Genomic DNA, 24,417 nt, shown 5'->3' on the forward strand with positions numbered 1-24,417 from the left:
GTACAGCCTGATGGAAAACCGGTACCATATATTACATGTTGATGATGATGTCTATATCCGCAAGATCATCCAGCACACATTTAGCGCAGAGTTTGAATTGAGTTCCTGCACAAACGGCATTGAAGCAATGGCGTGGCTGGAAAAAGGAAACCTCCCGGATATTATTCTTACTGATTTGCGGATGCCACATCTAGATGGTCAGGAGCTGATTGGTCTGATCCGGGCTGGTTCTCTGTATCGCAACGTGCCCATCGTTGTCTTATCAAGTATGGAAGATAGCGCCCTGAAGATTACCTGCATCGAACAGGGAGCCGATGATTTTATCGTGAAACCATTCAACCCACTTGAGGTGAAAGCCAAAATTAAAGCCCTGCTGCGTCGGACCGCCGAACGCCAGAACTTCCGCTCCAATTTTGACTCTACGCGCTTAAGCCCACTTCGATAGGCCTTCTTTTCCTAATACTAGTATGTTATCGGAATCCATAACTCAGGAAAGCGATTTCCGCGTCATGTATGTAGAAAGCGATCCGGAACGATCGTTTGACTTTTACCAGGCCTTCGCCAAAATGGTCCGTCTGATCACCGTAACCAGCCGGGCAGAAGCCATTACGCGCTTACAGGCCGGAGAAGCCGTTGATCTGGTCGTCATAAACGATGCCTTAGGCGGACTGAAATTCCTGAACATTATCGATTCGAGCCGAATTCAGTACGAGTTCTCCACAATGCTGCTCAGCGCTGAAGCAGAAACGGATATAAATATTCAGGCCGAGGGCCGGCCAACCATTGATGTGTTTCCGCTTGAGTTCGACGAAGCCGCCCTCCGGAATCGCCTGACGTACCTGATTCGGCGCAAGAATTACAACGAGTTCGGGCATGAACTGAAAAATACCAAAAATCAACGCATCCCCCTAGGCAAACGTCTCTTCGATATTATTCTGTCGTTCGGACTTTTGCTGGCCATATCGCCCCTCCTGATCGTGGTTGCCATTCTGATTCGTCTTGACTCAAAGGGGCCCATTTTTTACAAATCCCGGCGAATTGGTATGGGGTACAAGCTGTTCGATATGTACAAATTCCGAACCATGCGTACCGGAGCCGACAAGCTGATTGCCGGTATGGCCTCGCAGAATATGTACAAATCGGCCCAGCCCGAACAGGCTCCCGACGAACTGTGCGAAACGTGTCGCCTGGCCAACACGGGTTGCCAGCGTCCATTGTTTCAGGACAATATGCAGGTTTGCGAAGTTCAGGTGCAACGCATGCGTCATGCCAAGGCCATGTTCATGAAATTCAAAGAAGACCCCCGGGTAACCCGACTCGGTAAGTTTCTACGCAACACCAGTATCGACGAATTGCCCCAGTTCATTAATATTCTGAAAGGCGATATGTCGTTCGTGGGTAACCGCCCCCTTCCTCCCTACGAAGCCGAAAAGTTGACGACAAAAGGGTATGCCCGTCGTTTTGCCGCACCCGCTGGTCTGACTGGTTTATGGCAGGTAACCAAACGGGGCAAGGCGGGGGTGTCGGATCAGGAGCGGATTCATCTGGATGCACTATACGCGAAAACATATTCGTTCAAGACGGATTTGATCATTTTGATCAGGACAGTTAAGGCCGTTTTTCAGAAAGAGAACGTATAAGACTCGTCCTGTCGCTTTCGCGAATTATCTTTGATCGCATCCAATTGCTACTGATCATGCAGTTATTTCTTCTCCTGTGTTTAGGCATCGTAGCCTATACCTATCTGGGCTACGGCATTCTGATTACGTTACTGGTCAAGATTCGTACCCTGGTGAAGGGACCCCGGCCAACGGTAAATGACGACACCTATGAGCCGATGGTAACGCTGGTCATGGCGGCCTACAACGAGATGGGATGCCTGCCAGCCAAACTTCAGAACTCCCGCGAGCTGGATTATCCAGCCGACAAACTTCAACTTCTGTTTGTTACCGAAGGCTCAAACGATGGGTCTACCGCTTATCTGGAAGCCCTGCGTCTGCGTGGCGACAAGCAGATTGAGGTGCTGGGCGGTGACGAACGCGCGGGCAAAGTAGCCGCCATGAACAGGGCAATCACGCACGTTAAAACCCCCATCGTGATTTTTAGTGATGCCAATACCCAACTCAACAGCCGGGCCATTCGTCATTTGGTGCGGCATTTCCGGCATGATTCGGTGGGTGCAGTGGCGGGCGAAAAACGCATCGAAGTGCTTGACAGCGAATCGGCAGCGGGTTCGGGCGAGGGACTGTACTGGAAATATGAGTCGTATCTGAAACGAAAAGATGCTCAGTTACACACCGTTGTGGGGGCGGCTGGTGAGCTGTTTGCCGTGCGAACCAATTTGTACGAAACCGTTGAGCCCGATACTCTACTGGATGACTTTATTATCTCACTCCGGATTGCCGGAAGAGGCTATCGGGTTGAGTATGAACCCGACGCTTATGCGGTAGAGCGGCCTTCGTTTTCCATTGATGAGGAAAAAAAACGGAAGGTACGCATTGCAGCCGGTGGCTTTCAGTCGATTATGCGGTTGCTGTATTTACTGAATGTTGCTCGTTACGGCTGGCTCACGTTTCAATATGTATCACACCGGGTATTGCGCTGGGCAGTAACTCCCTTCTGCCTACCCCTGATCTGGCTGGCTAATCTGGCACTGCTACTACCCGTTCCGCAAACGATAACGCCGATATACCTGTTCTGGCTGGTCTTTTTCATCGGCCAATGCGTATTCTACGCGGCCGCCTACCTCGGGTATCGTCTGGAACACCGCCGAATACGCGTCAAAGCGTTGTTTGTTCCGTTTTACTTTACCTTCATGAACGTCTGTGCCATTTTAGGTTTTCTACGTTACTGGCGCGGCAACACGTCGGGTATTTGGGAAAAAGCCCGACGCGCGGATGAAGTGGAGTTGAACGTAAATTGACGAACAGGGCTTCCTGTCTATCGAATCTCCATGGTAGTTGCTTCGTTCACCTGTTTATTTGAACGCAGGAATGCCGGTTATCTCAGCGCCTAAAATAAGCAGCTGAATGTCATGAGTGCCCTCGTACGTACTCACGGATTCGAGATTCATCAGATGGCGCATAATCGGGTAATCGCCCGAAATACCCATGGCACCCAGAATCTGGCGGGCTTCGCGAGCTACCCGCAACGCCATTTCGACGTTGTTGCGCTTGGCCATCGAAATCTGGGCCACGGTCGCTCTGTCCTCATTTTTGAGCACGCCCAGTCGCCAGCACAGTAATTGGCCCTGCGTAATATCGGTCAGCATTTCGGCTAGCTTTTTCTGCACCAACTGAAAGCTGGCAATGGGTTTGCCGAATTGAATCCGTTCGAGTGCATACCGGCGGGCCACCTCGTAGCACTCCATGGCTGCTCCCAGAGCACCCCAGCAAATGCCATAACGAGCCTGCTCCAGACACTTCAGCGCACTTTTCAGGCCAAATGCTTCAGGCAGCAAGTTCTCCTTTGGGACCTGTACATCCTGAAACATCAGTTCGCCGGTAGTACTGGCCCGTAGCGACCACTTGTTTTTTATTTCGGCCGTAGTAAAGCCTTCCATCCCCCGTTCTACGATCAGCCCGCGTACTTTGCCCTGGTCATTTCTGGCCCACACAATCGCAATGTCGGCAATATCGGCGTTGGTAATCCAGAGCTTCGAACCGTTGAGCAGATAATAGTCGCTCCGTTCAATGAAGTTACTTTCCATACCGCCCGGATCAGAGCCATGGTTCGCTTCGGTCAGGCCAAAGCAACCAATCAGTTCGCCCGTTGCCAGGCGGGGCAGGTATTTTTGCCGCTGGTCCTCCGATCCAAACGCCCAGATCGGGTACATCACCAGCGAGTTCTGCACCGATACGCAGGAACGCATGCCGGAATCGCCCCGCTCAATCTCCTGCGTCATCAAGCCGTAGGAAATCTGATCCAATCCACCTCCTCCATATTCGGTTGGAATGGTGGCGCCAAAGACACCAATCTGGCCGAATTTCGGTACGATATGCCGGGGAAATTCGGCCCGCTGGGCATAGTCCTCAGCAATGGGTGTAATTTCGCGCTTGACGAACGTGCGTACGGCCGACCGAACCAACTTGTGTTCAGCGGTCAGCAGATCATCAAGACAATAGAAGTCCGGCGACTCAAACATGTCAGCCTTATTTCGGGATGGATTCAGGGAGGTCGATTGCATACTGGGTTAACTCAAAAAGGTAGGGCTTGTTACCAAACTATTGATTTTTATCCAGCAGTTGTCATTGATCAACCTATTGCTTCAGATTGGCACCTACCCTTCCTGGGCTGTCTGATGGTTCGTGAAGATACGAACCTGGAATAAGTCGACGCTCCGATCCGCACAAATTACAACGCACGAACAGCTCTTGGCATGAATCTTACCAGCGTTCTCTTATTGGCGTCCCAGCAGCCAGATCGCTAGTTCCCTGGCAGCTCCAAAGTTTTCGAATTTAGCGGGAATCCGCCGACCATCAACGTACTCATTATAGAGCCACGGATCGCCAACGGCCAGAACACGGCCCTTTCCAACCGAAGCAGTTCCCACGATCACATCTCCTTCATCAGTTACGGCGGCTTTAGCGGGAGACTTAAGGCTGATTGGCGCTAACTCCTTGATGTAAACCGTCCGCGTTTTGGGAAAAATCCCGTTTCCGGCGGGTATCGTTATTTGCCCCTGGTCCCACTGCGTACCCTGAACCATGTTTCGATTTTTCGGCAGAAACTGCATCCCAAACCGGGCAGCCAGCTTATTAAACTGCACGTGCTCGCAGTTCGACGTATCATTGGCCATCAGCACCAGCGTACCACCGGCCGCCACCCAGTTGGTAATGGCGTTTACATCTGTTTCATTCACGTAATTTGGCGTAGCCGTTTCTTTGGGCGTATCGGGGTCAACAATAATGTAAACATCTACGCCTTTCAGCGAAGCCGTGGTTGGCGGCCCCGCTACCGTTACAGTTTTGGCTCCCAGACTCCGGAAGATGGTACCCCACCAGAAAAAGCCGGAATGTTGCCGGTCATCCCAGGTGTAATGAAACGGTTCCGGCTGACCATCGGCCCCTTTGCGAAACTCGTGATTGAAGTAATTATCCACGGCCACGGTTTTACCCTGACCGATTGTCCGTTCATTGGCAATCTCCATCTCAACGCTGGCCATAATAAATGGCCCAACGCCTTTCAGGTCATCCTGACGCAATGGCTCGCTCAGGTAATAGTCGTAACTACCATCACGGTAAGGATTACCGCCCAGACCACCCACCAGTACGGTTTTCTCCAGATGAATCTGGCCACTGGCATCGGTCGAGATAAAGTTTTTCAGCATGCCGTCGTAGCCTTTGCGGGCCGATGTTAACATCGTAGCGGGCAAGTAACCCATCCGAACGCCTTTCGCCAGGGCATACACAAACATACCCGTACCAGATGCTTCGAGGTAGTTTCCCTTATCGCCCATCCGATCCGTAACCTGGTACCAGCAGCCTGATTTCGGGTCCTGATACTTGACAATAGCAGGCAACGTCCGTTGAAGAATGGCAACCAATTCGCCCCGGCGCGGGTACGACGCCGGCACGTAATCCAGCACATCAACCAGCGCCATGGCATACCAGCCCATCGCCCGGCTCCAGAAGTTAGGTGATTTTCCCGTTTGCTTATTGGCCCATTTCTGTTCCCGGCTTTCGTCCCAGCCATGATAAAGCAAGCCCGTCTTTTCGTCGCGGGCGTGTTTTTCCATCCAGACGAACTGATTCACAATATCATCAAAATCGACGGGCTTCCCGTACAAACGGGTGTACTCCGCATAAAACGGCTCGGCCATATACAGACCATCGAGCCACATCTGAGATGGGTATCGTTTCTTGTGCCAGAATCCTCCTTCGTTGGTGCGTGGCTGCTGGGTGAGCTGCTTTCGCAACAGATCGGCGGCCTTGCGGTATTTTTCCTTACCCGGTAGAGTCTGTTGAGAAAGCATCAGCAAGGACCGGCCGGGTGTCACGTAATCAATATTGTACTCATCCATTCTGTAGGTTCGGATATCGCCGGTATCCGTTACATACCGATCCATATTTTTCTGGATGTACTGAAAATAGCGATCGTCGGCGGTGCGATACCAAACCTGTTCGATGGCCTGTAAAATGACGCCCATTTCATACTCCCAGTGGGCATCTTTTCCTTCTTTTACGTAAGCAATGGAATCGGCGTTACTGGCCATGATCGTTGCCACCATGCGCTGCGACCAGGGAAGCCCGCGCCCGGGTTGCGTGGTTGTGGATTGGGCCAGTGCGTAATGACTGAAAAACAGCAGGCAACTGATCAGGCTAGACTTCATCGTCATCTTTTTCTCGTTTGTTACCTTATAATAGATCATTCGGGGCAAATTCTACCCTACCGACCAGCAGGCAATTAACTAAAACGTACTGAGTACTATACTGGGCATGACCAAAGTGTTTACCGCTACCCTGTTTATGCAACTCATCCACCAGGACAAGCTACGACTGAAGGAGCCGGCAAAAAAATAGGGACCTGACTATAAAGCCGATGGTCAAGCGCCTAACCAAGAAGCGACAACGCGGCTCCGGCTGGCTAATACTAAAAAAAGTGCCGGAGTAATCTCCGGCACCTGTCAACGCACCTGCATCTGGTACTTAAAACGAACTCACCCGCAGCCGGTCGCCGGTCGCGCACTTGCCCGACAGTGAGCTGGTAGTAACCCCGGCGTTCAGGATCGCCGATTTGATCTGCGAAGCCGTAGCCGATGGGTTAATCGATTTGTACAAGGCAATTGCGCCTGTCACGTGTGGCGTCGCCATCGATGTACCGCTGTAGGCACCGTAAGCAGGTGTTGTTCCGGTGTACGGCAGCGTCGACTGGATGTTTGATCCGGGTGCACCGATGTCTACTGTTTGCGCGCCGTAGTTCGAGAAACTCGACAGCGCCCCCGACGAGGTGATCGACGCAACGGCAATTACATTGGCATTGGTGTAGTTGGATGGGTAATTTGGTACAGCGTCGTTATCGTCGCCCACGCCATCGCTACCGCCGTTACCAGCAGCCGCGACGAACAGGATACCCGCGTTATTAGCCCGGCCAATCGCGCTTTGCAGCGACTGCGAGTAGCCACCACCACCCCATGAGTTGTTACTAGCCACGATGTTTAGCCCGTGACGTGTTTTCAGATCAGTCAGGTAGTCAATGGCTTTGATAGCCGCCGTTGACGATCCACCACCAGAGCCCAGGAACTTCAGCGAAATCATTTTTACGTTCCAGCAGACACCTGCTACTCCCGCCCCATTGCCGCCACGAGCACCGATCGTACCTGCCACGTGCGTACCGTGGTCGTCGCCCGTACCGTCGTATACGCTGGCGTCGTTGGCGGCAAAGTCCCAGCCATTTACGTCGTCGATGTAGCCGTTGCCGTCATCATCAACACCGTTGGCTGTTTCATACGGATTCACCCAGGCGTTGGCGCTCAGATCAGCGTGCGTTGTCATATACCCTTCATCAATGATACCGACGATGACCGAGCTCGATCCGGTTTTGTTGTTCGCCCAGGCCGTTCCGGCTGCGCTGCCAAACTGATTGGCAGGCGACGTAGACGGGCCGTACATACCCCACAGCGAACCATTGGTATATAAGGGGTCATTAGACGTAGCCTGGTGCGTGTAAATAAAGTTAGGCTCGGCAAATTCCACGCCTGGCACACCATTTAACAGGGTCAGCACCTGCGCGATTTCTTTGCTTGTTTTTACCCGCAGAATGCCATCAGTGATACCGGCGTCCTGCATCGTTTTAGTCAAAATTGTCTCGGCAACGGTACCGCCAATCAGGTTAAGGATAGGCAGGCGGCCAACGGCGCTCAACCCCTTTGTGAACTTGATCAGCACTTCACCTGGCACGTATTGCTCACCCGTTGCCAGACGCGCACCTGCCGTTGTGTTTACCGGCGTTGGCGTCTCGATAGCGAGGTCAGATTTACAGTTGCTAACGAGGAAGCCTGTTGCCAGCACAGCCGTGGCCATTCCCAAACGACTCATTACAAATTTCAGCATAACCATTGATCTTTGAGTTAATTGACTGAATTTAAAATTTGTGTTTACTTTCAAACAATACATCGTTTTACGTATAGTAGATTCCCCATGGTATTTATTAATTTTTTTAAATAATTATACCTTTAATGTATCCTATTGATTCACAATGGAATACATCACCTACCTCTCAATAAATTTTTTGATAGAAATCTTGATACCAAGGTAACTAGTTACCACCGCTCAGGCACGTCGACCGTTTACAGATCGAAGTCTCCTTTACCACCCGGCCGGTTTGCCTGGACAATCATCTGCTGATTAATGAACAGTGGAGAAATACGCAGTAGTAATGGGCGGTACTTGTCTATAGCCGAGTGTGTTGCTGGCCTCCAGTTGTAATGATATTTCTGATTTATAATGGGGAGGAAGAAGCCTCCATAAGAGTAAGCCGGAAATCTGCCCGCCCGGTGGCCCGGCTCTTCGTTTGGTTACTCCCTATACCTGTACTCCGGCGAATCCTGCGGAATTAGTCCGGAAAGAACCCAAATAGATGCGTACCTGTTAGTAAATTGCAGAAATACAGAACAGCTTTTTTCTGATTAGTTGCCGACCCAGCCGTAACGGCCTTTATTGACAATGATTCACCAGATTTCACTTAACCTCCCCCCCGAGCTGGCTTTCGATGAACCAGCCTTTCGGGAACAGGCTTTAGATCATCTTTCACTGCCCGACACCGCCGATGTTGTGGTGCGAAAACGGCGGCAGTCGATTGATGCGCGCAACCGGCAGGTACGCGTAAAAGTTGATGCCGATGTTTTTTCGGGCGAAACCCCGCCCCCGCTCATCCAGTATCGGAAACCGCAAGCCGATGTTAGTCGGGCACCACAGGCTATTGTTGTAGGAGCCGGACCAGCAGGATTGTTTGCGGCCTTGCGGCTCATTGAGCTGGGTATAAAACCCATCGTGCTGGAGCGGGGAAGCGATGTACGCGCCCGCCGACGGGATCTGGCCGCCATCAACAAAGACCATATCGTCAACCCGGAATCAAACTACTGTTTTGGCGAAGGCGGAGCTGGAACGTACTCCGACGGGAAGCTCTACACCCGGTCTACCAAACGGGGCGATGTTCGGCGCATTCTGGAAATCTTCGTGGCTCACGGAGCTACCGAACAGATTCTGGTTGACGCTCATCCACACATTGGCACCAACAAATTACCAAACGTAGTCACCGATCTCCGCGAAACCATACTGAACGCCGGGGGCGACGTTCGATTCGATACGAAAGTTACCGATTTGCTACTGACCGAATCGCCGACGGGACCTACGGCGCTGAAAGGCGTCGTACTGGCCACTGGCGAATCAATAGAGGGAATCGGGGTTATTCTGGCAACGGGGCATTCGGCCCGCGATATTTTTTACCTGCTCCAGGCACGCCGGATTCTCATTGAGGCCAAGCCGTTTGCTATGGGCGTTCGCATTGAACATCAACAGCGTTTGATCGATCAGTTTCAATACCACCGGCCGCAGCGGGGCGATTATTTGCCGGCGGCCTCCTACAGTCTGGTTGCCCAAACCCGATTCAAAGGGGTAGAACGGGGCGTTTTCTCGTTTTGTATGTGTCCGGGCGGGTTTATTGTTCCGGCCGCAACCGCACCGGGCGAACTGGTCGTTAACGGGATGTCGCCATCGCGCCGGGATTCGCAATTTGCCAACTCGGGTTTGGTCGTAGCCATTGCAGATGAAGACCTTCTTCCGTATGCCGACGAAGGGCCACTGGCCGGGCTGGCGCTGCAGCAGGATCTGGAGCGATGGGCCTGCCAAATGGGCGACGGTCGCCAAACCGCCCCCGCGCAACGGGTTGCCGACTTTGTGGACGGCCGGGTATCTACCCAGTTGCTCCCCACCTCTTACCAGCCGGGTCTGGCATCAGTCGACATGAGCGAGGTTCTACCCGATCATATTGCGCAGCCGCTTCGCCAGGGGCTACGGGATTTCGGCAAAAAAATGCGGGGTTACCTCAGCAATGACGGCCAGGTAATTGGCGTTGAAAGCCGTACATCGTCGCCGATACGCATTCCCCGTCATCGCGAGACGTGCGAGCACGTGCAGGTTTCGCGGCTGTTTCCCTGTGGGGAGGGGGCTGGTTATGCAGGGGGCATCGTTTCGGCAGCCATGGATGGTGAACGATGTGCCGAAGAATTAGTTAAGCTGTATAGATAGGGCTTTGGTTTACGGCGGTGTGTCGTTCCGGTGAGCTGGCGCAGGCAGCGCAGCAGCACCGACTTGAACCATAAATCCCGGCGGGGAGCCGCACAAATTGTAAACCAACAATGATCGACACGTCATTCCATACCTTCGCTGACCATCTCCGCCAACGGTTGCAAAACCCCTTGCCGGGTGAAGTTGCTCACAAAAAGATGGCGTCGACAGCGCGGTATCGGCTTGGTGTCAAGCCCAATGAGCGAACGCGCCGGAGTGCCGTGCTGATCTGCTTTTATCCCTATCAACATTCCATTTACCTGCCCCTGATTCTCAGGCCGCAGTACGACGGTGTTCACGCTGGCCAGATGGCTTTCCCAGGTGGGCGCATGGAGCGCATTGACGAAAATCTGACTCGTACCGCCCTGCGGGAAGCCCAGGAAGAGGTGGGCATTCGGGTGTCGGATGTACAAGTGCTGGGTTTGCTGACAGAATTGTACATTCCCCCGAGCAATTTTTACGTGCAGCCTGTGGTGGGTGTGCTCCCCTACCGGCCCGATTTTTATCCCGACCCACGGGAGGTTGAGGCCGTTGTGGAAGTTAGTTTAGATACGCTCCTGGACGAAACAATCGTTGGCGACAGCCAGATCGAGGTTCGAGGCATCACCGTCGACGCGCCATTTTATCAGATTCAGGGGTACCGGGTTTGGGGAGCCACCGCTATGATGATCAGTGAACTGTTAATGGTCATGGACTCGTAAACGCATCTATTTGCAGCGCCCGCCCATCACCAGGCGCTGGATAGCCAGGCGTACTGAAAGGCGGTGTACGGTCGACATTTTTTCTCCCCGGCTACTATAAGTACTTCCTGAAACGTATATGCATTGTCAAAGCATGTTACAGACGAAAGTAATTCTAATAGATAGCTCATTACCAGTATGAAAAATGGCTTTATAGGAGAACAAACAAATAGATTTTCGAATAAAGCGTGAGGATTTCTACGGATAATCAGGTAAGGACAACTCTCCGGTCAGTCCAGATAATTCAGAGAAAAACCATTCAGAATCAGCTATCTGACGATTGATATAGTCATTAACCTTGATAGCTTTGTAGTTAAAGAACAAATGCGATCATTCGGTCGTTGAATCAAGTACCCTTCTACAACCTATTCCTGTGAAAAGATGGATTGCTATCGGTCTCGTCGTTCTGGTACTCGGCGGGATAATTGTGTATAACAAAGTTTTACATCCGGCTCCCGGCGCAGGCGCACCCGGCGCTGGAGGCAAAGGGGCGGCAGATGCCAAAGGGGGAGCCGGTGGAGGCAAAGGAGGCCCTGGTGGTGGCGGACTAGCCAGCGTGAATGGATTCGTGGTTATTTCACAGCAACTTCGGGAAGATATCGTATCCAGCGGCTCGCTGCTGGCTTCAGAACAGGTCGATATCTATCCCGAAATTTCAGCTCGTATCACTCAGCTTAACATCCGGGAAGGCCAGCCCGTCTCGAAAGGCGATTTACTGGTAAAATTGTTTGATACCGACTTGAAAGCCCAATTGCAAAAGCTTCAGGCACAGGCCGATAACGCCCGTCGGACCGAAGAACGCAACAAGCAACTGCTGGAGCGGGGCGGTATCAGTCAGCAGGAATACGACATTGTAACAACGAATCTTCGCTCCTCCTTGGCAGACATAGACCTGGTCAAAGCGAATCTGCAACGAACCGAAATCCGGGCTCCTTTTTCGGGCGTAATCGGTCTGCGAAATGTCAGTTCGGGGGCCGTTGTCTCAACCAACACACTCATTGCCCGCCTTCAGCAGATTTCGTCGCTCAAACTCGACTTTTCCATTCCTGAAAAATACGGTTCGGCAGTCCATACCGGTAGTCGGATTTCGTTTGTTGTAGACGGCAGCAATAAACAAAGCCAGGGAATCGTGTACGCGATCGAACCAGGTGTCGATGAGCAAACGCGTAATCTGCGCATTCGGGCTCGGGTAAACAATGAAACAGCGGGCAATGGTCAACCTTTATTCCGCCCCGGCACGTTTGCCCGCGTAACCCTGACCATTCAGAATGAGCAGAGTTTGGTGGTGCCTACCCAGGCTGTTATCCCGCAAACCCGCACCAATCAGGTCATTCTGGTTAAAAACGGGAAGGCTACCTTCAGAGATGTAAAAACCGGACTTCGGACGGCTGGGACGATTCAGATTCTGTCGGGCCTGCAAAAAGGCGACACCGTTGCCACCACCGGATTGCTGTTTCTTAAGCAGGATGCCCCCGTTAAGATTGGTAAGGTCATAACCATACCCAGTACTGGTCCCAAAGTAGCCCAAAACTAAAAAAAGCAACTGAAATGAGTCTACCCGAGCTTAGTCTGAACCGACCCGTTTTCGCAATGGTGATGTCCATCATCATCGTGCTTTTTGGCGTCATCGGCTTTACCTTTCTGGGCGTTCGCGAATACCCAGCCATTGACCCGCCGGTCATCTCGGTGCGGACGAACTACACCGGTGCCAACCCCGACATTATCGAGTCGCAGATTACAGAGCCCATCGAGAAATCGCTGAACAGTATCGAAGGCATTCGGACGATTTCTTCCAGCAGTGCCCTTGGTGCCAGCACAATCACCATTGAGTTTAACCTGGATGCCAACCTGGAACAGGCTGCTAACGACGTACGGGACAAAGTCGCTCAGGCTCAGCGGCAACTTCCGCAGGATATTGACGCTCCGCCGGTGGTAACGAAGGCCGATGCAAACTCGGAACCGATCATTTTCATGACCGTTCAGAGCACAACCCGCAACCCAACGCAGCTATCCGATTACGCCGAGAACGTACTGCAGGAGCGCGTACAAACCATTCCTGGTGTTAGCCAGGCCAACATCTACGGGCTGAAACGGCAGGCCATGCGGCTGTGGATCGACCCTATCAAACTATCGGCTTACCGGCTTACCTCGCAAGATATTCAGGCGGCTCTCAACGCGCAGAACGTCGAGTTACCCAGTGGTAAAGTCTACGGCAACAACACCGAACTGACGGTTAAAGCCGTAGGACGACTGACGACGGAAGATGACTTCAACAACCTGATTCTGCGCCAGACGAGCAACCAGATCGTGCGTTTCAAAGACGTGGGCTATGCAACCCTGGGAGCCGAGAACGAAGAAACCATCTCAAAGCAGAACGGCGCGGTGGGCGTTATTCTGGTGCTGATTCCTCAACCCGGTGCCAACTACGTAAGCATCGCTGATGAGTTCTATAAACGTTTCGATCAGCTTAAGAAAGACCTGCCCGACGATATTATCGTCAGCATCGGTATTGACCGTAGTATTTTCATCCGGCGGGCCATTGAAGAAGTAGGCGAAACGCTGCTGATCTCGTTTGTGCTGGTTGTGCTGGTTATTTATTTCTTTTTCCGCGACTGGCTCATTGCCTTCCGGCCCCTGATCGATATTCCGGTATCGCTGATCGGTGCGTTCTTCATCATGTACGTGGCCGACTTTAGTATCAACGTCTTGACGTTGCTGGGAATCGTTTTGGCCACCGGCCTTGTGGTGGATGATGGTATTGTCGTAACGGAGAATATTTTCAAGAAGATTGAGCAGGGTATGGACACCAAGCAGGCGGCCAAAGAAGGCTCCAACGAGATTTTCTTTGCGGTACTGGCGACGTCCATCACGCTGGCGATTGTGTTCCTGCCGATTATTTTCCTGGAAGGATTCGTTGGACGTCTGTTCCGCGAGTTTGGTATCGTGGTGGCTGGCGCTGTGTTGATTTCAGCCTTTGTATCGCTGACGCTGACACCCGTATTGAGCGTTAAACTGACCAGTAAGAACCACGGCCGTTCCTGGTTTTACCAGAAAACGGAGCCGTTCTTTGTATGGCTGGACAATTCGTACCGATCGTCGCTCGATAGCTTCATGCGGAAACGGGGCTGGGCATTCGTCATGATTGGAGCCTGTATGCTGCTGATTTTCGGACTGGGCGCGTTACTTAAGTCCGAGTTGGCTCCTCTGGAAGACCGTAGTCGCACCCGAGTTTCCATTACCTCCCCCGAAGGCACCAGTTATGAAGCACAGGCGACGACTACTGACCGGGTTATGCAGCTGGTACTCGACTCCATTCCAGAAACGAAACTTGCCTTTAGCGTTGTAGCGCCTGGTTTTTCGGGGGCGGGGGCCGTCAATTCGTCATTTGTGATGATCAACATGAACGATCCCAGCGAGCGGAAACGATCCCAGCAGGAAATTGTGGATTATCTGAACAAAGGCCTGAAAAAGTTCAGCGAAGCGCGGATGTTTGCCACGCAGGATCAAACGATTCAGGTTGGCCGGGGCGGTGGTTTACCCGTGCAGTTCGTCATTCAGAACCTTAATTTTGAGAAGCTGCGCGAAAAGCTGCCAACCTTCCTCGACGAAGTTCAGAAAGACCCGACATTCCAGAACTCCGACGTCGATCTTAAATTCAACAAGCCTGAACTGAACATCAGTATCGACCGCGAAAAAGCGACGAACCTGGGCATTTCGGTGCAGGATGTGGCCCAGACGCTGCAACTAGCTCTCAGTAACCGACGGTTGGCCTACTTCCTGATGAACGGAAAGCAATACCAGGTTATCGGACAAGTAGACCGGGCCGATCGTGATGCGCCGGTTGATTTGGCCTCGTTTTATGTACGATCCAGTCAGGGACAACTCATTCAGTTAGATAACCTGGTAAAATTTCAGGAAGTGAGTAGCCCGCCCCAGGTATACCACTATAATCGATTTAAATCGGCTACTGTATCGGCGGGGCTGGCACCCGGAAAAACCGTTGGCGATGGCGTAGAAGCGATGCGGGCCATTGCCGCCCGGACGCTCGACGAGAGTTTTCAGACGGCGCTTTCCGGCCCTTCGCGCGATTATGCCGAAAGTTCGTCCAACACGCTGTTTGCCTTTGGCTTGGCGCTGATTCTGGTTTACCTCGTCCTGGCAGCCCAGTTCGACTCATTCATTGATCCGCTGATCATCATGATTACAGTACCACTGGCGCTGGCCGGTGCTGTGTTCTCACTCTGGATGTTCAACCAGACGCTGAATATTTTCAGTCAGATTGGTATTATCATGCTCGTTGGGCTGGTCACGAAAAACGGTATTCTGATTGTGGAATTTGCCAATGAGCAGCGCATGACCGGCAAGAACAAGTTTGAAGCGGCAACCGAATCGGCGGCTCTTCGGCTGCGCCCGATTCTGATGACAACGCTTGTTGCTGCCTTTGGTGCGTTGCCGCTGGCGTTGGCGCTTGGCTCGGCCTCTAAAAGTCGGATTCCACTCGGTATCGTTATCGTGGGGGGGCTGATGTTCTCGCTGGTCCTTACCCTTTATGTCGTTCCGGTTATTTACACCTACATGAGTCGTCGGAAAGACGTCCAGCCGGAAGCCATTAAAACGGATGATAAGGCGAAACCGGAAGAATTAGAAGTGCACGCGTAATAAGCGCAGTACAGCCGGTAAAAAAGGGTGATTTGTTCAGGCAAATCACCCTTTTTTACTAACTATCTCAGCAAAACAAAACACGAATAGATTAAAAATAGCGACGTTTCTGCTTAGTACCAGAACGAGTCTTTACAAACGAACCCCGACCTACTTACCAGTCAAAACACGCATGAAACGCTACCTGCCCATCTGTCTATTCCTATTGGCACGATTCGCCTTTGCGCAAACGCCCATTGACGTCGATAAAGAGTTTGACTTTGCCGCTCGGCAATACGCGCTCATGCTGAAATCTCACCCTGATACTACCCGATTTCCGCAGTCAACTAAACCCGACGGATCACCCGATGACCGTAAATCAGACTGGTGGTGCAGTGGTTTTTTCGGTGGTTCACTCTGGCATATTTACGAACGTACCAAAGCTCCAGTCTGGAAAGAAGCCGCCAATAAGTGGACAATGGCGGTGGCCAAAGAGCAGTACAATACCGGAACGCACGACCTCGGCTTTATGCTCTATTGCCCATTCGGCAATGGTTACCGGCTAACCAAAAATGCAACCTATCCTCCCATTATGCTGACGGGTGCCAAGTCGCTGTCAACCCGTTTCAACCCGAAAGTTGGCGTCATCAAGTCCTGGAATAAATTTCAGACCTATGATTATCCGGTTATCATCGACAATATGATGAACCTGGAATTTCTGTTCTGGGCAGCCCGTACCTCAGGGAACAAGGCGTTTTATAATCTGTCGGTAACGCATGCTGACAACACAATGAAGAATCATTACCGGCCCGACTACAGCAGTTATCACGTGGTATGCTACAATCCGGATGGTAGCGTAGCAGCCAAGAAAACGGCGCAGGGCTATGCCGATAACTCAGCCTGGGCACGGGGTCAGGCGTGGGGCTTATATGGATATACGGTCATGTACCGGGAAACGAAGGACAAAAAATACCTGGAACACGCTCGCCATATCGCCGATTTTTACCTGAATCACCCGAATCTGCCCGCTGACAAAATTCCTTACTGGGATTTCAACGCGCCGGGCATTCCGAATGAAGAACGGGATGCGTCGGCAGGGGCAATCGCCGCAGCGGCTCTGCTGGAGTTGTGTACCTACGGTGGGCCATCGGCCAAAACCTATTATCAATCGGCAGTGAAGATGCTGGAGAGTTTGTCCAGTCCGGCCTACAAAGCCAATCTTGGCGAAAACAACAACTTTATTCTGAAGCATAGCGTGGGGCACAAACCGCAGAAAAGCGAAGTGGACACCCCCATTATTTACGCAGATTACTATTATCTGGAAGCACTGCTTCGCTACGACGCGCTGCGTAAGAAGCCAGCTTTTCGGTCGTAGGAAGGCTGTAGAACTGAAAACTTCTTATACCGAGGTTCTCTCCTATTGGGCGACTGCTTTCATTCCCTGCGGAAAGCCTGGATCGTGACAATGGTTGGTGCCGACTGATAGAAATCGAATAGGGACCGGCCTAATAGTTCATGACTTACGGCATTCAGGTGCTCCATGTCATTGGGCAGGAAATATTCTTCGCGCGGCCGAATCACCGCATCCGTATCGAAAACACTCACCAGTCGTTTATCGGCCTCCCGCAGCAACACCGCCCGACTTCGTCTGCGCAACCACTCGCTGATGGGCACCAGGCTCGAAAAGGGGGTTAACAACAATACATTGTGACGATAGGGCCTTAGCTGGTTGAGCAACACCGAAATCGACGAAGCAGCGCGATTGGGAAAAATAAACGAAAGCAACGAATTCTTCAGGATCGTCACTTGATCGATGATCTTTCTGGCACCTAGCTTACGGCGCAGGGCGTTTGACGCGGGGAAAACAGGAATGGCCACACCCGACGAATGCGTTGCTGGTGCGGTGGCCGTCTGAATAAGTGTATGGTCCAGTTGGAGGATAATCAGGTCATACCGGTTCAATGGTAGCTGAGCCAGCGTTGCTGTCGTTTGTGCCATTGTCAGATGCGCATACGCTTCTACCGATACCGCTCTCCCGGCGCGGCTGATGTTGCGAATAAAATGACCAATATAACTAAGGTTTCCTTCCGGTAGCCCATAGCCGTACGTATGTTCGTCGCCAATCACCAAGACGTTCATTAGCTAACCAAAACGGGATGAATGAACCCGTTTGTTGTCAGTACGTACTGGCTAACCTAAGTGTTGCTTTTGGGGAGAAAAATAGTTAATAACTTGACTATTAGGTGCAACATTATCGGCTAAAAACGCGTACTAGTTCTACAGCCAGGAATGTATACGTAAAAATCCGACCAAACTTTGTTTTTTCGAAAGTCCTCCCCGTTCGCCGAGAATGACCTGATCAGCGTCATCAGGGCCTGCCGTGCCAGCGACCCGCGTGCACAGCGAACGCTTTTCAAGCAATTTTTTGGTTACGCGAAAAGCATCTGCCTGCGCTACACATCGAGCGTTGAAGAAGCAGAAGATGTATTGAACGAAGGATTTCTGAAGGCATTTCAGCATTTGGACAGTTACGACGAAACGTTACCGTTTAAAGCCTGGTTACGCACCATTTTAGTCAACACGGCCATCAGCCATTACCGCAAAAATCATCGTTTTGAGCAGCATGCCTCATTGGAATCAGGCGAGCAGGTGGCTTTTGATGATGATGTAGTCGATCAAATTGCGGCCGAAGAGATACTCGCTCTGGTGCAACAGCTGACGCCCACCTACCGTACGGTATTTATGATGCACGTTGTGGACGGATATAGTCTGCACGAAATTGCGGGGATACTAAGTCATAACGAAGCAACCGTTCGCTCCAACTTTGCCCGGGCCCGGCAAAAATTACAGGTACTCATCAAACAAGCTCATTACAGTAAACCGACTTCTATTCCGTATCATGAAAACTGACCGATTTTCCGATATTATCCGGCGAAAACTGGAAAGTATTCGGCCGGAATTTTCCGATAAAGACTGGGCCAGAATGCAGTCATCGCTGCAAACGGGAATCCCTCAACCGAGTACGCCTTCTCCCACTAGTCCCTTCAGCGGGGGTATATGGATGGCAAAGCCCTGGTTAATGGCGGCTGCTACCGTTAGCGCTGTTGTGCTGGTGGGGTATGGTTTCTGGCAACACAATGAAATTAATCAACTTCGGCAAACGATTGGCCAGCTAAGTAAGCAGGCCAAACAACCAGCGACTACCGGCCAACCAGCCCCGTCTACTTCGGCCAGTGATACAGCAGCAGCAAGGCCATTGGCAGACAATCAATCTCAGGAAGGCAAAAAAGACGTACTTACCTCCGCCGATGCAAAACTCGTTTACCAACGTGAACGGGATACCGTTTACATTACCCGCTATGTAACAGTACCCTCTCGTTCTCCAGTTGTTCCTCCGGAAAACGAACGCCCGGCTGATCGTTCCGAAAAAACAACGGATCAGCGATACGCAGCCACAGAACGCAGCACCCAGACTGCACTCAACCAATCGGACGATTTAACCAATACCCCGAAAACAGACGCGTATGGTGAACCCTCTACATCTTCTTCTGTACTACGTAAAAACACAGGTAATTCATCAGAAATAACCAATAGGCCTACAGTGGCTAAACGCGCCAAAGAGCGTCGATTATCTGATCAGTACGCGTATAACCAGCCGACGAAGGGAAACTATGCATCGCCCGACCAACGCACAATACCGTCAACTTCAGCGACCAATACCGGAATTACGCGGAATAACGGGGTTACCACTACGACGCCTACGTCGACTGAAGCAGCCGCAACTGACCCTGCTGAATCAGTTGTATCGGCTACTTATGAGCTAATCGACCTACCGCCCGTATCAGCACCGACCATTAACTGGACGAGTCATCTTGCTCAACGGGCGAAACGAATCCGTCCTGCACGAACAACAGTCGTTTCCGGGACCACAGAGCAGGCGGCACCGGAAAGTCAGCCAATCAAGCTTATGGCTGGTCGTTTTCGGGCAGGCGTCGGTGGCGAACTGGCGTCTAAAGTTGTAAGCGCCGGTGTCTTTACTGAAGTGTTAGTTGGGCCGAAGAAGAAATGGTCGGTGGGCATTGGGTTAAGTCAGGCTACTTACAGCGGTAAATTCGCAACCGATTATGATTTTGATGAAAGAATGAAGCGGGATTTCCGGAAAGAATTCGCTCGTGCTATTGACCCTCGTCGCGACATTTTTAATATTGATACCCGCACAACCCGTATACAACTTCCTGTCACTATCGGTTACCGAGTACCGCTAAATCGTAGTCTAACGCTCTCTCCAACGATTGGTACATCGCTGAATTTATCAAACACGGAGAATGCAACCTTCTTATGCCCTGTGTTGATTCCCAGAAAGGGCTATGACGAACTTAGCTTCAGCAACCCACAACCAGTCGATTTGATCACCAGCGTGGCATTCGGCGCTGGTATGGAGTGGCAAAGCCGTCACTGGGTTGTTCAGGGTAGCCCTGTGCTAACGTTGCCCTTACAAGCCGATCAGTTGCCTATGCGGCCCGATGTTAACTGGCAGACAAAAGCAACGGTTAGCCTGCGGGCGCGGGTGCTTTATCAGTTCTAGGCTGTTACCCTGGTGAAGCAAAAGAGAGACGTGGCTGACGCAACCTAGTGTTTGCATCAGCCACGTCTCTCTTTTGGCTTATTTATTTTATAATGACGCTACCTGCGACTTGGTGGCCGCTACCCGCCAGATTCGGCCACCAGCATCATCAGCAACGAGTAGTGACCCATCAGGCAGTACAGCTACACCCACCGGACGACCATACGCATCTTTGTCTTTTCCGGTCAGAAAGCCCGTCAGAAAATCTTCCGGCGTTCCTGGCTTTCCGCCCTGAAACGGCACAAAGACTACTTTATAGCCAGAGAATTGAGACCGGTTCCAGGAACCATGCTGACCCACGAAGGCCCCGTTTCGGTACTTCTCGGGGAAGGCCGTTTTGTCGTAAAAAGCTAATCCCAACGATGCCGTATGCGATCCCAGCGCAACTTCAGGAACAACTGATTTTTTCACCAGGTCAGGCCGTTCTCCTTTTCGGCGCGGGTCTTCATGCTGACCGAAGTACGAGTAAGGCCAGCCATAAAAAGCCCCTTCTTTAACGCTTGTCAGGTAATCGGGTACTAGGTCGTCACCCAACTCGTCACGCTCATTTACTGCCGTATAAAGCGTTTTTGTGGTTGGCTCCCAACCCATACCAACTGGATTACGCAAACCGCTGGCAAAAATCCGTTCGCCGGTTCCATCAGGATTAACTTCGAGAATATTTGCCCGACGGACTTCCTTATCGATACCATTTTCGCCTACGTTACTGCCTGACCCGACCGAAATAAATATTTTCTTGCCGTCAGGACCAGCCAGCAGGTTCCGCGTCCAGTGGTTATTGTAGCCACCAGCCGGTAAGCTTAAAATCTTCTTACCGGCTGTAGTGATCTTCGTCTGGCCAGGCTTGTAATCATACTGCATCAATGCATCCGTGTTGGCGGCATAGAATTTATCGCCCAGTACGAGCATACCAAAAGGCTGATTCAAGCCCGTCAGGAATGACTCCCGCAGGTCGGGTTTCCCGTCTTTGTTCGTATCGCGCAAAAGCGTAATGCGGTTGGCACTGGCATCGGTCCGCTCCGACTTATTTTTTCCAGTTACCGCATTGACGACCGCATTTTTGACGCCTTTCCGCTCCGTATTCGATTCGGCAACAAAAATATCGCCATCCGGAGCGACGTAAATCCAGCGCGGACTTTGCAGATCACGGGCGTACTCGGTTACCGTGAAGCCCGCTGGAGCCTGTGGTGTTTTACCGGCGGGCCATTCAACGATTTTACTGAATTTCTGCGTTGATTTTGTGGCGTAGGGAGCAGGCAGCGTAATTGTCGTATCGGCCGTGGCAACCGTTTCGCTCGGCTGATCCGACGTTTTTTTCTGGCTGCATGACCAGGCGCTGACCAATAGGGTTGTGGCCGTAATTAAAAGCGTTGAGGTTTTCATTGTTGAGTTGATTGTACCCTTAGTCAACTCATTACGGACTCGTTTAGTTATGGTTTGTCTTTCTGCCGAATGTTTCCGTTTCCTGATCGGCCAGTGCCAGACTTGTTACGCCTTCAGAGGTGATATACAGGTCAACTTAGTTATGGCGCTTACAGGGTCAGCGAAAATTTCGCGTACGGAATCGGACCTTTGTAAAACACGTCGCTAACGGCAGTCATACCAAAACGCCGATAGAAGTCGGCTGCATCCAGGCGGGCGTCACACCAGAGTACTGTAGCGCCCAAACGCCGGGCTTCGGCGATAACATGATTCAGCAGCAACGTGCCAACACCTTTTCGCTGGTGATCGGGATGGGCCGCGAACTTTCGAAAACGACTCTCCTGCCCATTCACGAATAGGGAAATCACCGCAATCAGCTCCTCGTTGTCAAACGCCCCGAAGTGATGTCCGGCCGCATCGTCGTCAACCTTTACATAGTCGAGAGGCTTATCGGGCCAAAGAACCGAATGGCGCAGTGGATACGTTTGTTCAGCTGTAATGGATTGAATCGTAAACATATCAAAACGGCAGTTTTCCTAAGTCGACGTTTCCGCCGGTTAGTATGATGCCGATCTTCTGCCCGGCAAATTGATCTTTATGTGTCAACACGGCCGCCAGAGGCACCGCGCAGGAGGGTTCAATGATAATCTTCATACGCTCCCAGACTAATCGCATGGCCGCACAGATTTCCGGATCCGATACAGTCAGAATATCGCTGACGTGCGTGCGAATGATGGCTAATGTTCGTTCACTGAGGCCGGTCATCAAGCCATCGGCAATCGTGTTGATGTAAGGTGCTTTCTCCACCCGCCCCGTCTGAAAGGACAGAACGGCGTCGGCGGCCCCCTCGGGTTCTCCGGCAATAACGCGCGTTGTGGGCGATAGGAAATGCGTCGACAGAGCAGTACCGCTCAAAAGCCCTCCCCCACCCACCGGCGCCAGAATCACATCGAATGGACGGCTCTGGCTAGCGTCTTCAATAAGTTCTTTGGCAGCCGTCGCCTGACCCGCGATTACCCGATCATCGTCGAAGGGATGCACCAGTACGGCACCTGTGCGGGCTATCACCTCCCGGACGCCAGCCTCCCGGGCGTCGAGCGTTGGTTCGCACTCAATGACCTCGGCCCCATAATCCCGAACGGCGTCTTTTTTCACCTGCGGAGCCGTGCGGGGCATGACAATATAAGCAGGCATGCCTACTTGTCGGGCGGCAAAGGCTACAGCCTGGGCATGGTTACCGGACGAGTGCGTTGTCAGGGCAGACCCTTCCTTGTTCTGAGCCACCTGCAACACCGCGTTCAGGCCACCTCTGGCCTTAAAAGCACCGATCTTCTGAAAGTTTTCGCATTTAAAATATAGCTCGGCACCAGCTTGGTTATTGATCGTTTGGTTCGTCAGGACGACCGTACGGTGAATAAAAGAACTGATCCGATCGTGGGCCTCCTGTATAGTATCGACTGTGATCATCGGTTACGCGATAGAGATGCGGGCAAATTACGGAAGAAAACATGTCCTTACTACTAAACCATTGGTCAGTCCGCCAATCGAATGAGTAATTTACCCTTGTTTTGTTTCTTTGTCTGATAAGCAGTCGTTTGCTTCTCCAAAACTCATTTTTCGTAAACCCGTTTCGTTATGACCACCGATCGTCGTTCGTTTTTGAAACAAGCTGCTGGCTCTCTGGCTGGTATGGCTATCATGCCGACTGTTTTTGCCGAAGCACCTACCAAAAAGATGTTCTTTGATATTTCGCTGGCCGAATGGTCGCTGCACAAAGCGTTATTCAGCAAGAAAATTACGAATCTGGATTTTCCCGGCATCGCCCGTAAAGAGTTCGATATCAGCATTGTTGAATATGTCAATCAGTTCTTCAAAGATAAAGCGCAGGATAAAACCTACCTCAACGACCTGCTGACCCGCTGCAAAGACAACGGCATTACCAACAACCTCATCATGATTGACGGGGAGGGAAACCTGGGCGCATCGGATGCCGCCGAACGGACGAAAGCTGTTGAAAACCACCACCGCTGGGTAGAATGCGCTAAGTACCTCGGCTGTAAAACCATTCGGGTTAATGCCGCCGGACAAGGCACGGCTGAAGAGGTATCCAAAGCCGCCGTTGACGGCCTCAGCAAACTCGGCGAATTTGCCAAGACCATGAACATCAATGTCATCGTTGAAAACCACGGTGGGTATTCGTCCAACGGGCAGTGGCTCTCGGGCGTTATGAAGCAGGTTGGTATGAAGAACGTAGGTACCCTCCCCGATTTCGGTAATTTCTGCATCAAACGGGGCGATAACCATACCTGCGCTGAAGAGTACGACCGCTATAAAGGAACCGCCGAACTGATGCCCTACGCCAAAGGAGCATCGGCCAAATTCTACGACTTCGATGCCAACGGTAATTGCGTAGAAACTGACTACAACCGCATCATAAAAATTGTGAAGGATAGCGGGTTCAAAGGCATCATCGGCATCGAATACGAAGGCGACAAACTGGAAGAGTTCGACGGTATCCGCAAGTCAAAAGCGATACTGGAGCGGGTTGGCCCAACCGTTTAACGTATGACCGGCGCAGCCGGGTGTGCGTGCCCCGGTCGGGCGTCGCCGTGGAAACCTATATAGCCATATCCTGGTTGTCAAACTCAACAGGCAGCTCTGTACGTTTCCATGCCGATGCCCGACCGGGGCACGCACACCCGGCTGC

General features: G+C 51.8%; 18 protein-coding genes. 11 read left to right on the forward strand and 7 right to left on the reverse strand.

Annotated elements, in window-relative coordinates; all coding sequences use genetic code 11:
• Positions 1-10: 10 nt before the first annotated feature.
• From ACYU87_RS17650 to ACYU87_RS17660, 3 genes are read left to right on the forward strand one after another with little or no spacing between them, the layout of a single operon-like run.
• A complete protein-coding gene (locus ACYU87_RS17650; RefSeq protein ID WP_461135402.1) occupies positions 11-445 on the forward strand; it encodes a response regulator transcription factor in 435 nt (144 codons plus the stop codon).
• Positions 446-467: 22 nt separating this feature from the next.
• Positions 468-1,640 carry a sugar transferase gene (locus ACYU87_RS17655; protein WP_461135403.1) on the forward strand — a complete coding sequence of 391 codons (1,173 nt, stop codon included), beginning with the start codon at positions 468-470 and terminating at the stop codon, positions 1,638-1,640.
• A 56-nt stretch (positions 1,641-1,696) separates the two neighbouring features.
• The gene (locus tag ACYU87_RS17660; protein ID WP_461135404.1) at positions 1,697-2,923 is read left to right on the forward strand and encodes a glycosyltransferase family 2 protein; all 1,227 of its coding nucleotides are present in this window, start codon (positions 1,697-1,699) and stop codon (positions 2,921-2,923) included.
• A 54-nt stretch (positions 2,924-2,977) separates the two neighbouring features.
• Here the strand turns inward: ACYU87_RS17660 and ACYU87_RS17665 are convergent, their stop codons facing one another.
• From ACYU87_RS17665 to ACYU87_RS17675, 3 genes are all read right to left on the reverse strand, one after another.
• Positions 2,978-4,186: an acyl-CoA dehydrogenase family protein gene (locus ACYU87_RS17665; protein WP_461135405.1), complete on the reverse strand. Its 1,209-nt coding sequence runs from the start codon at positions 4,184-4,186 to the stop codon at positions 2,978-2,980.
• A gap of 213 nt (positions 4,187-4,399) precedes the next feature.
• Positions 4,400-6,331, reverse strand: a complete 1,932-nt coding sequence (locus ACYU87_RS17670; RefSeq protein ID WP_461135729.1) for a glycoside hydrolase family 88 protein — start codon at positions 6,329-6,331, stop codon at positions 4,400-4,402.
• Positions 6,332-6,647: 316 nt separating this feature from the next.
• Complete coding sequence (locus tag ACYU87_RS17675) at positions 6,648-8,051, reverse strand: S8 family peptidase (RefSeq protein WP_461135406.1); 1,404 nt, start codon at positions 8,049-8,051, stop codon at positions 6,648-6,650.
• 612 nt (positions 8,052-8,663) lie between these two features.
• On the opposite strand from ACYU87_RS17675, the gene ACYU87_RS17680 reads away from it, so the two are divergent.
• The 5 genes from ACYU87_RS17680 to ACYU87_RS17700 all read left to right on the forward strand — a co-directional run bounded on the left by ACYU87_RS17680 (position 8,664) and on the right by ACYU87_RS17700 (position 17,039).
• Complete coding sequence (locus tag ACYU87_RS17680) at positions 8,664-10,247, forward strand: NAD(P)/FAD-dependent oxidoreductase (RefSeq protein ID WP_461135407.1); 1,584 nt, start codon at positions 8,664-8,666, stop codon at positions 10,245-10,247.
• 110 nt (positions 10,248-10,357) lie between these two features.
• Entirely contained in the window at positions 10,358-10,987 is a 630-nt protein-coding gene (locus ACYU87_RS17685; protein ID WP_461135408.1) for an NUDIX hydrolase, read from the forward strand.
• Between the two features lie 412 nt (positions 10,988-11,399).
• Positions 11,400-12,560 (forward strand): efflux RND transporter periplasmic adaptor subunit, encoded by a 1,161-nt coding sequence (locus tag ACYU87_RS17690; RefSeq protein WP_461135409.1) that lies wholly within the window; start codon positions 11,400-11,402, stop codon positions 12,558-12,560.
• A 14-nt stretch (positions 12,561-12,574) separates the two neighbouring features.
• The gene (locus ACYU87_RS17695; RefSeq protein WP_461135410.1) at positions 12,575-15,685 is read left to right on the forward strand and encodes an efflux RND transporter permease subunit; all 3,111 of its coding nucleotides are present in this window, start codon (positions 12,575-12,577) and stop codon (positions 15,683-15,685) included.
• Positions 15,686-15,857: 172 nt separating this feature from the next.
• Positions 15,858-17,039 (forward strand): glycoside hydrolase family 88 protein, encoded by a 1,182-nt coding sequence (locus ACYU87_RS17700; protein WP_461135411.1) that lies wholly within the window; start codon positions 15,858-15,860, stop codon positions 17,037-17,039.
• Between the two features lie 59 nt (positions 17,040-17,098).
• Here ACYU87_RS17700 and ACYU87_RS17705 read toward each other — a convergent pair whose 3' ends face one another.
• Entirely contained in the window at positions 17,099-17,803 is a 705-nt protein-coding gene (locus ACYU87_RS17705) for an SGNH/GDSL hydrolase family protein (RefSeq protein WP_461135412.1), read from the reverse strand.
• 177 nt (positions 17,804-17,980) lie between these two features.
• Here ACYU87_RS17705 and ACYU87_RS17710 point away from each other — a divergent pair, with 177 nt between their 5' ends.
• Positions 17,981-18,574 (forward strand): RNA polymerase sigma factor, encoded by a 594-nt coding sequence (locus ACYU87_RS17710; protein ID WP_461135413.1) that lies wholly within the window; start codon positions 17,981-17,983, stop codon positions 18,572-18,574.
• Positions 18,564-20,249: a hypothetical protein gene (locus ACYU87_RS17715; RefSeq protein ID WP_461135414.1), complete on the forward strand. Its 1,686-nt coding sequence runs from the start codon at positions 18,564-18,566 to the stop codon at positions 20,247-20,249. Before ACYU87_RS17710 ends, ACYU87_RS17715 begins: the two co-directional genes overlap by 11 nt.
• Positions 20,250-20,336: 87 nt before the next feature.
• Here the strand turns inward: ACYU87_RS17715 and ACYU87_RS17720 are convergent, their stop codons facing one another.
• The 3 genes from ACYU87_RS17720 to ACYU87_RS17730 all read right to left on the reverse strand — a co-directional run bounded on the left by ACYU87_RS17720 (position 20,337) and on the right by ACYU87_RS17730 (position 23,177).
• On the reverse strand, positions 20,337-21,671 hold the full coding sequence (locus ACYU87_RS17720; RefSeq protein WP_461135415.1) for a PQQ-dependent sugar dehydrogenase: 1,335 nt from the start codon (positions 21,669-21,671) through the stop codon (positions 20,337-20,339).
• 149 nt (positions 21,672-21,820) lie between these two features.
• Positions 21,821-22,228, reverse strand: a complete 408-nt coding sequence (locus ACYU87_RS17725; protein ID WP_461135416.1) for a GNAT family N-acetyltransferase — start codon at positions 22,226-22,228, stop codon at positions 21,821-21,823.
• Position 22,229: 1 nt separating this feature from the next.
• On the reverse strand, positions 22,230-23,177 hold the full coding sequence (locus ACYU87_RS17730; protein ID WP_461135417.1) for a threonine ammonia-lyase: 948 nt from the start codon (positions 23,175-23,177) through the stop codon (positions 22,230-22,232).
• A gap of 168 nt (positions 23,178-23,345) precedes the next feature.
• Between ACYU87_RS17730 and ACYU87_RS17735 the strand changes: the two genes are divergently transcribed.
• On the forward strand, positions 23,346-24,272 hold the full coding sequence (locus tag ACYU87_RS17735; RefSeq protein ID WP_461135418.1) for a sugar phosphate isomerase/epimerase family protein: 927 nt from the start codon (positions 23,346-23,348) through the stop codon (positions 24,270-24,272).
• Positions 24,273-24,417: the final 145 nt, after the last annotated feature.

The organism is Spirosoma lituiforme (assembly GCF_054776635.1).

Coding starts and splice junctions, on each gene's coding strand:
- ACYU87_RS17650 (WP_461135402.1), top strand. CDS start 11: ATGGAAAACCGGTACCATATATTACATGTTGATGATGATGTCTATATC.
- ACYU87_RS17655 (WP_461135403.1), top strand. CDS start 468: ATGTTATCGGAATCCATAACTCAGGAAAGCGATTTCCGCGTCATGTAT.
- ACYU87_RS17660 (WP_461135404.1), top strand. CDS start 1,697: ATGCAGTTATTTCTTCTCCTGTGTTTAGGCATCGTAGCCTATACCTAT.
- ACYU87_RS17665 (WP_461135405.1), bottom strand. CDS start 4,186: ATGCAATCGACCTCCCTGAATCCATCCCGAAATAAGGCTGACATGTTT.
- ACYU87_RS17670 (WP_461135729.1), bottom strand. CDS start 6,331: ATGAAGTCTAGCCTGATCAGTTGCCTGCTGTTTTTCAGTCATTACGCA.
- ACYU87_RS17675 (WP_461135406.1), bottom strand. CDS start 8,051: ATGCTGAAATTTGTAATGAGTCGTTTGGGAATGGCCACGGCTGTGCTG.
- ACYU87_RS17680 (WP_461135407.1), top strand. CDS start 8,664: ATGATTCACCAGATTTCACTTAACCTCCCCCCCGAGCTGGCTTTCGAT.
- ACYU87_RS17685 (WP_461135408.1), top strand. CDS start 10,358: ATGATCGACACGTCATTCCATACCTTCGCTGACCATCTCCGCCAACGG.
- ACYU87_RS17695 (WP_461135410.1), top strand. CDS start 12,575: ATGAGTCTACCCGAGCTTAGTCTGAACCGACCCGTTTTCGCAATGGTG.
- ACYU87_RS17700 (WP_461135411.1), top strand. CDS start 15,858: ATGAAACGCTACCTGCCCATCTGTCTATTCCTATTGGCACGATTCGCC.
- ACYU87_RS17705 (WP_461135412.1), bottom strand. CDS start 17,803: ATGAACGTCTTGGTGATTGGCGACGAACATACGTACGGCTATGGGCTA.
- ACYU87_RS17715 (WP_461135414.1), top strand. CDS start 18,564: ATGAAAACTGACCGATTTTCCGATATTATCCGGCGAAAACTGGAAAGT.
- ACYU87_RS17720 (WP_461135415.1), bottom strand. CDS start 21,671: ATGAAAACCTCAACGCTTTTAATTACGGCCACAACCCTATTGGTCAGC.
- ACYU87_RS17725 (WP_461135416.1), bottom strand. CDS start 22,228: ATGTTTACGATTCAATCCATTACAGCTGAACAAACGTATCCACTGCGC.
- ACYU87_RS17730 (WP_461135417.1), bottom strand. CDS start 23,177: ATGATCACAGTCGATACTATACAGGAGGCCCACGATCGGATCAGTTCT.
- ACYU87_RS17735 (WP_461135418.1), top strand. CDS start 23,346: ATGACCACCGATCGTCGTTCGTTTTTGAAACAAGCTGCTGGCTCTCTG.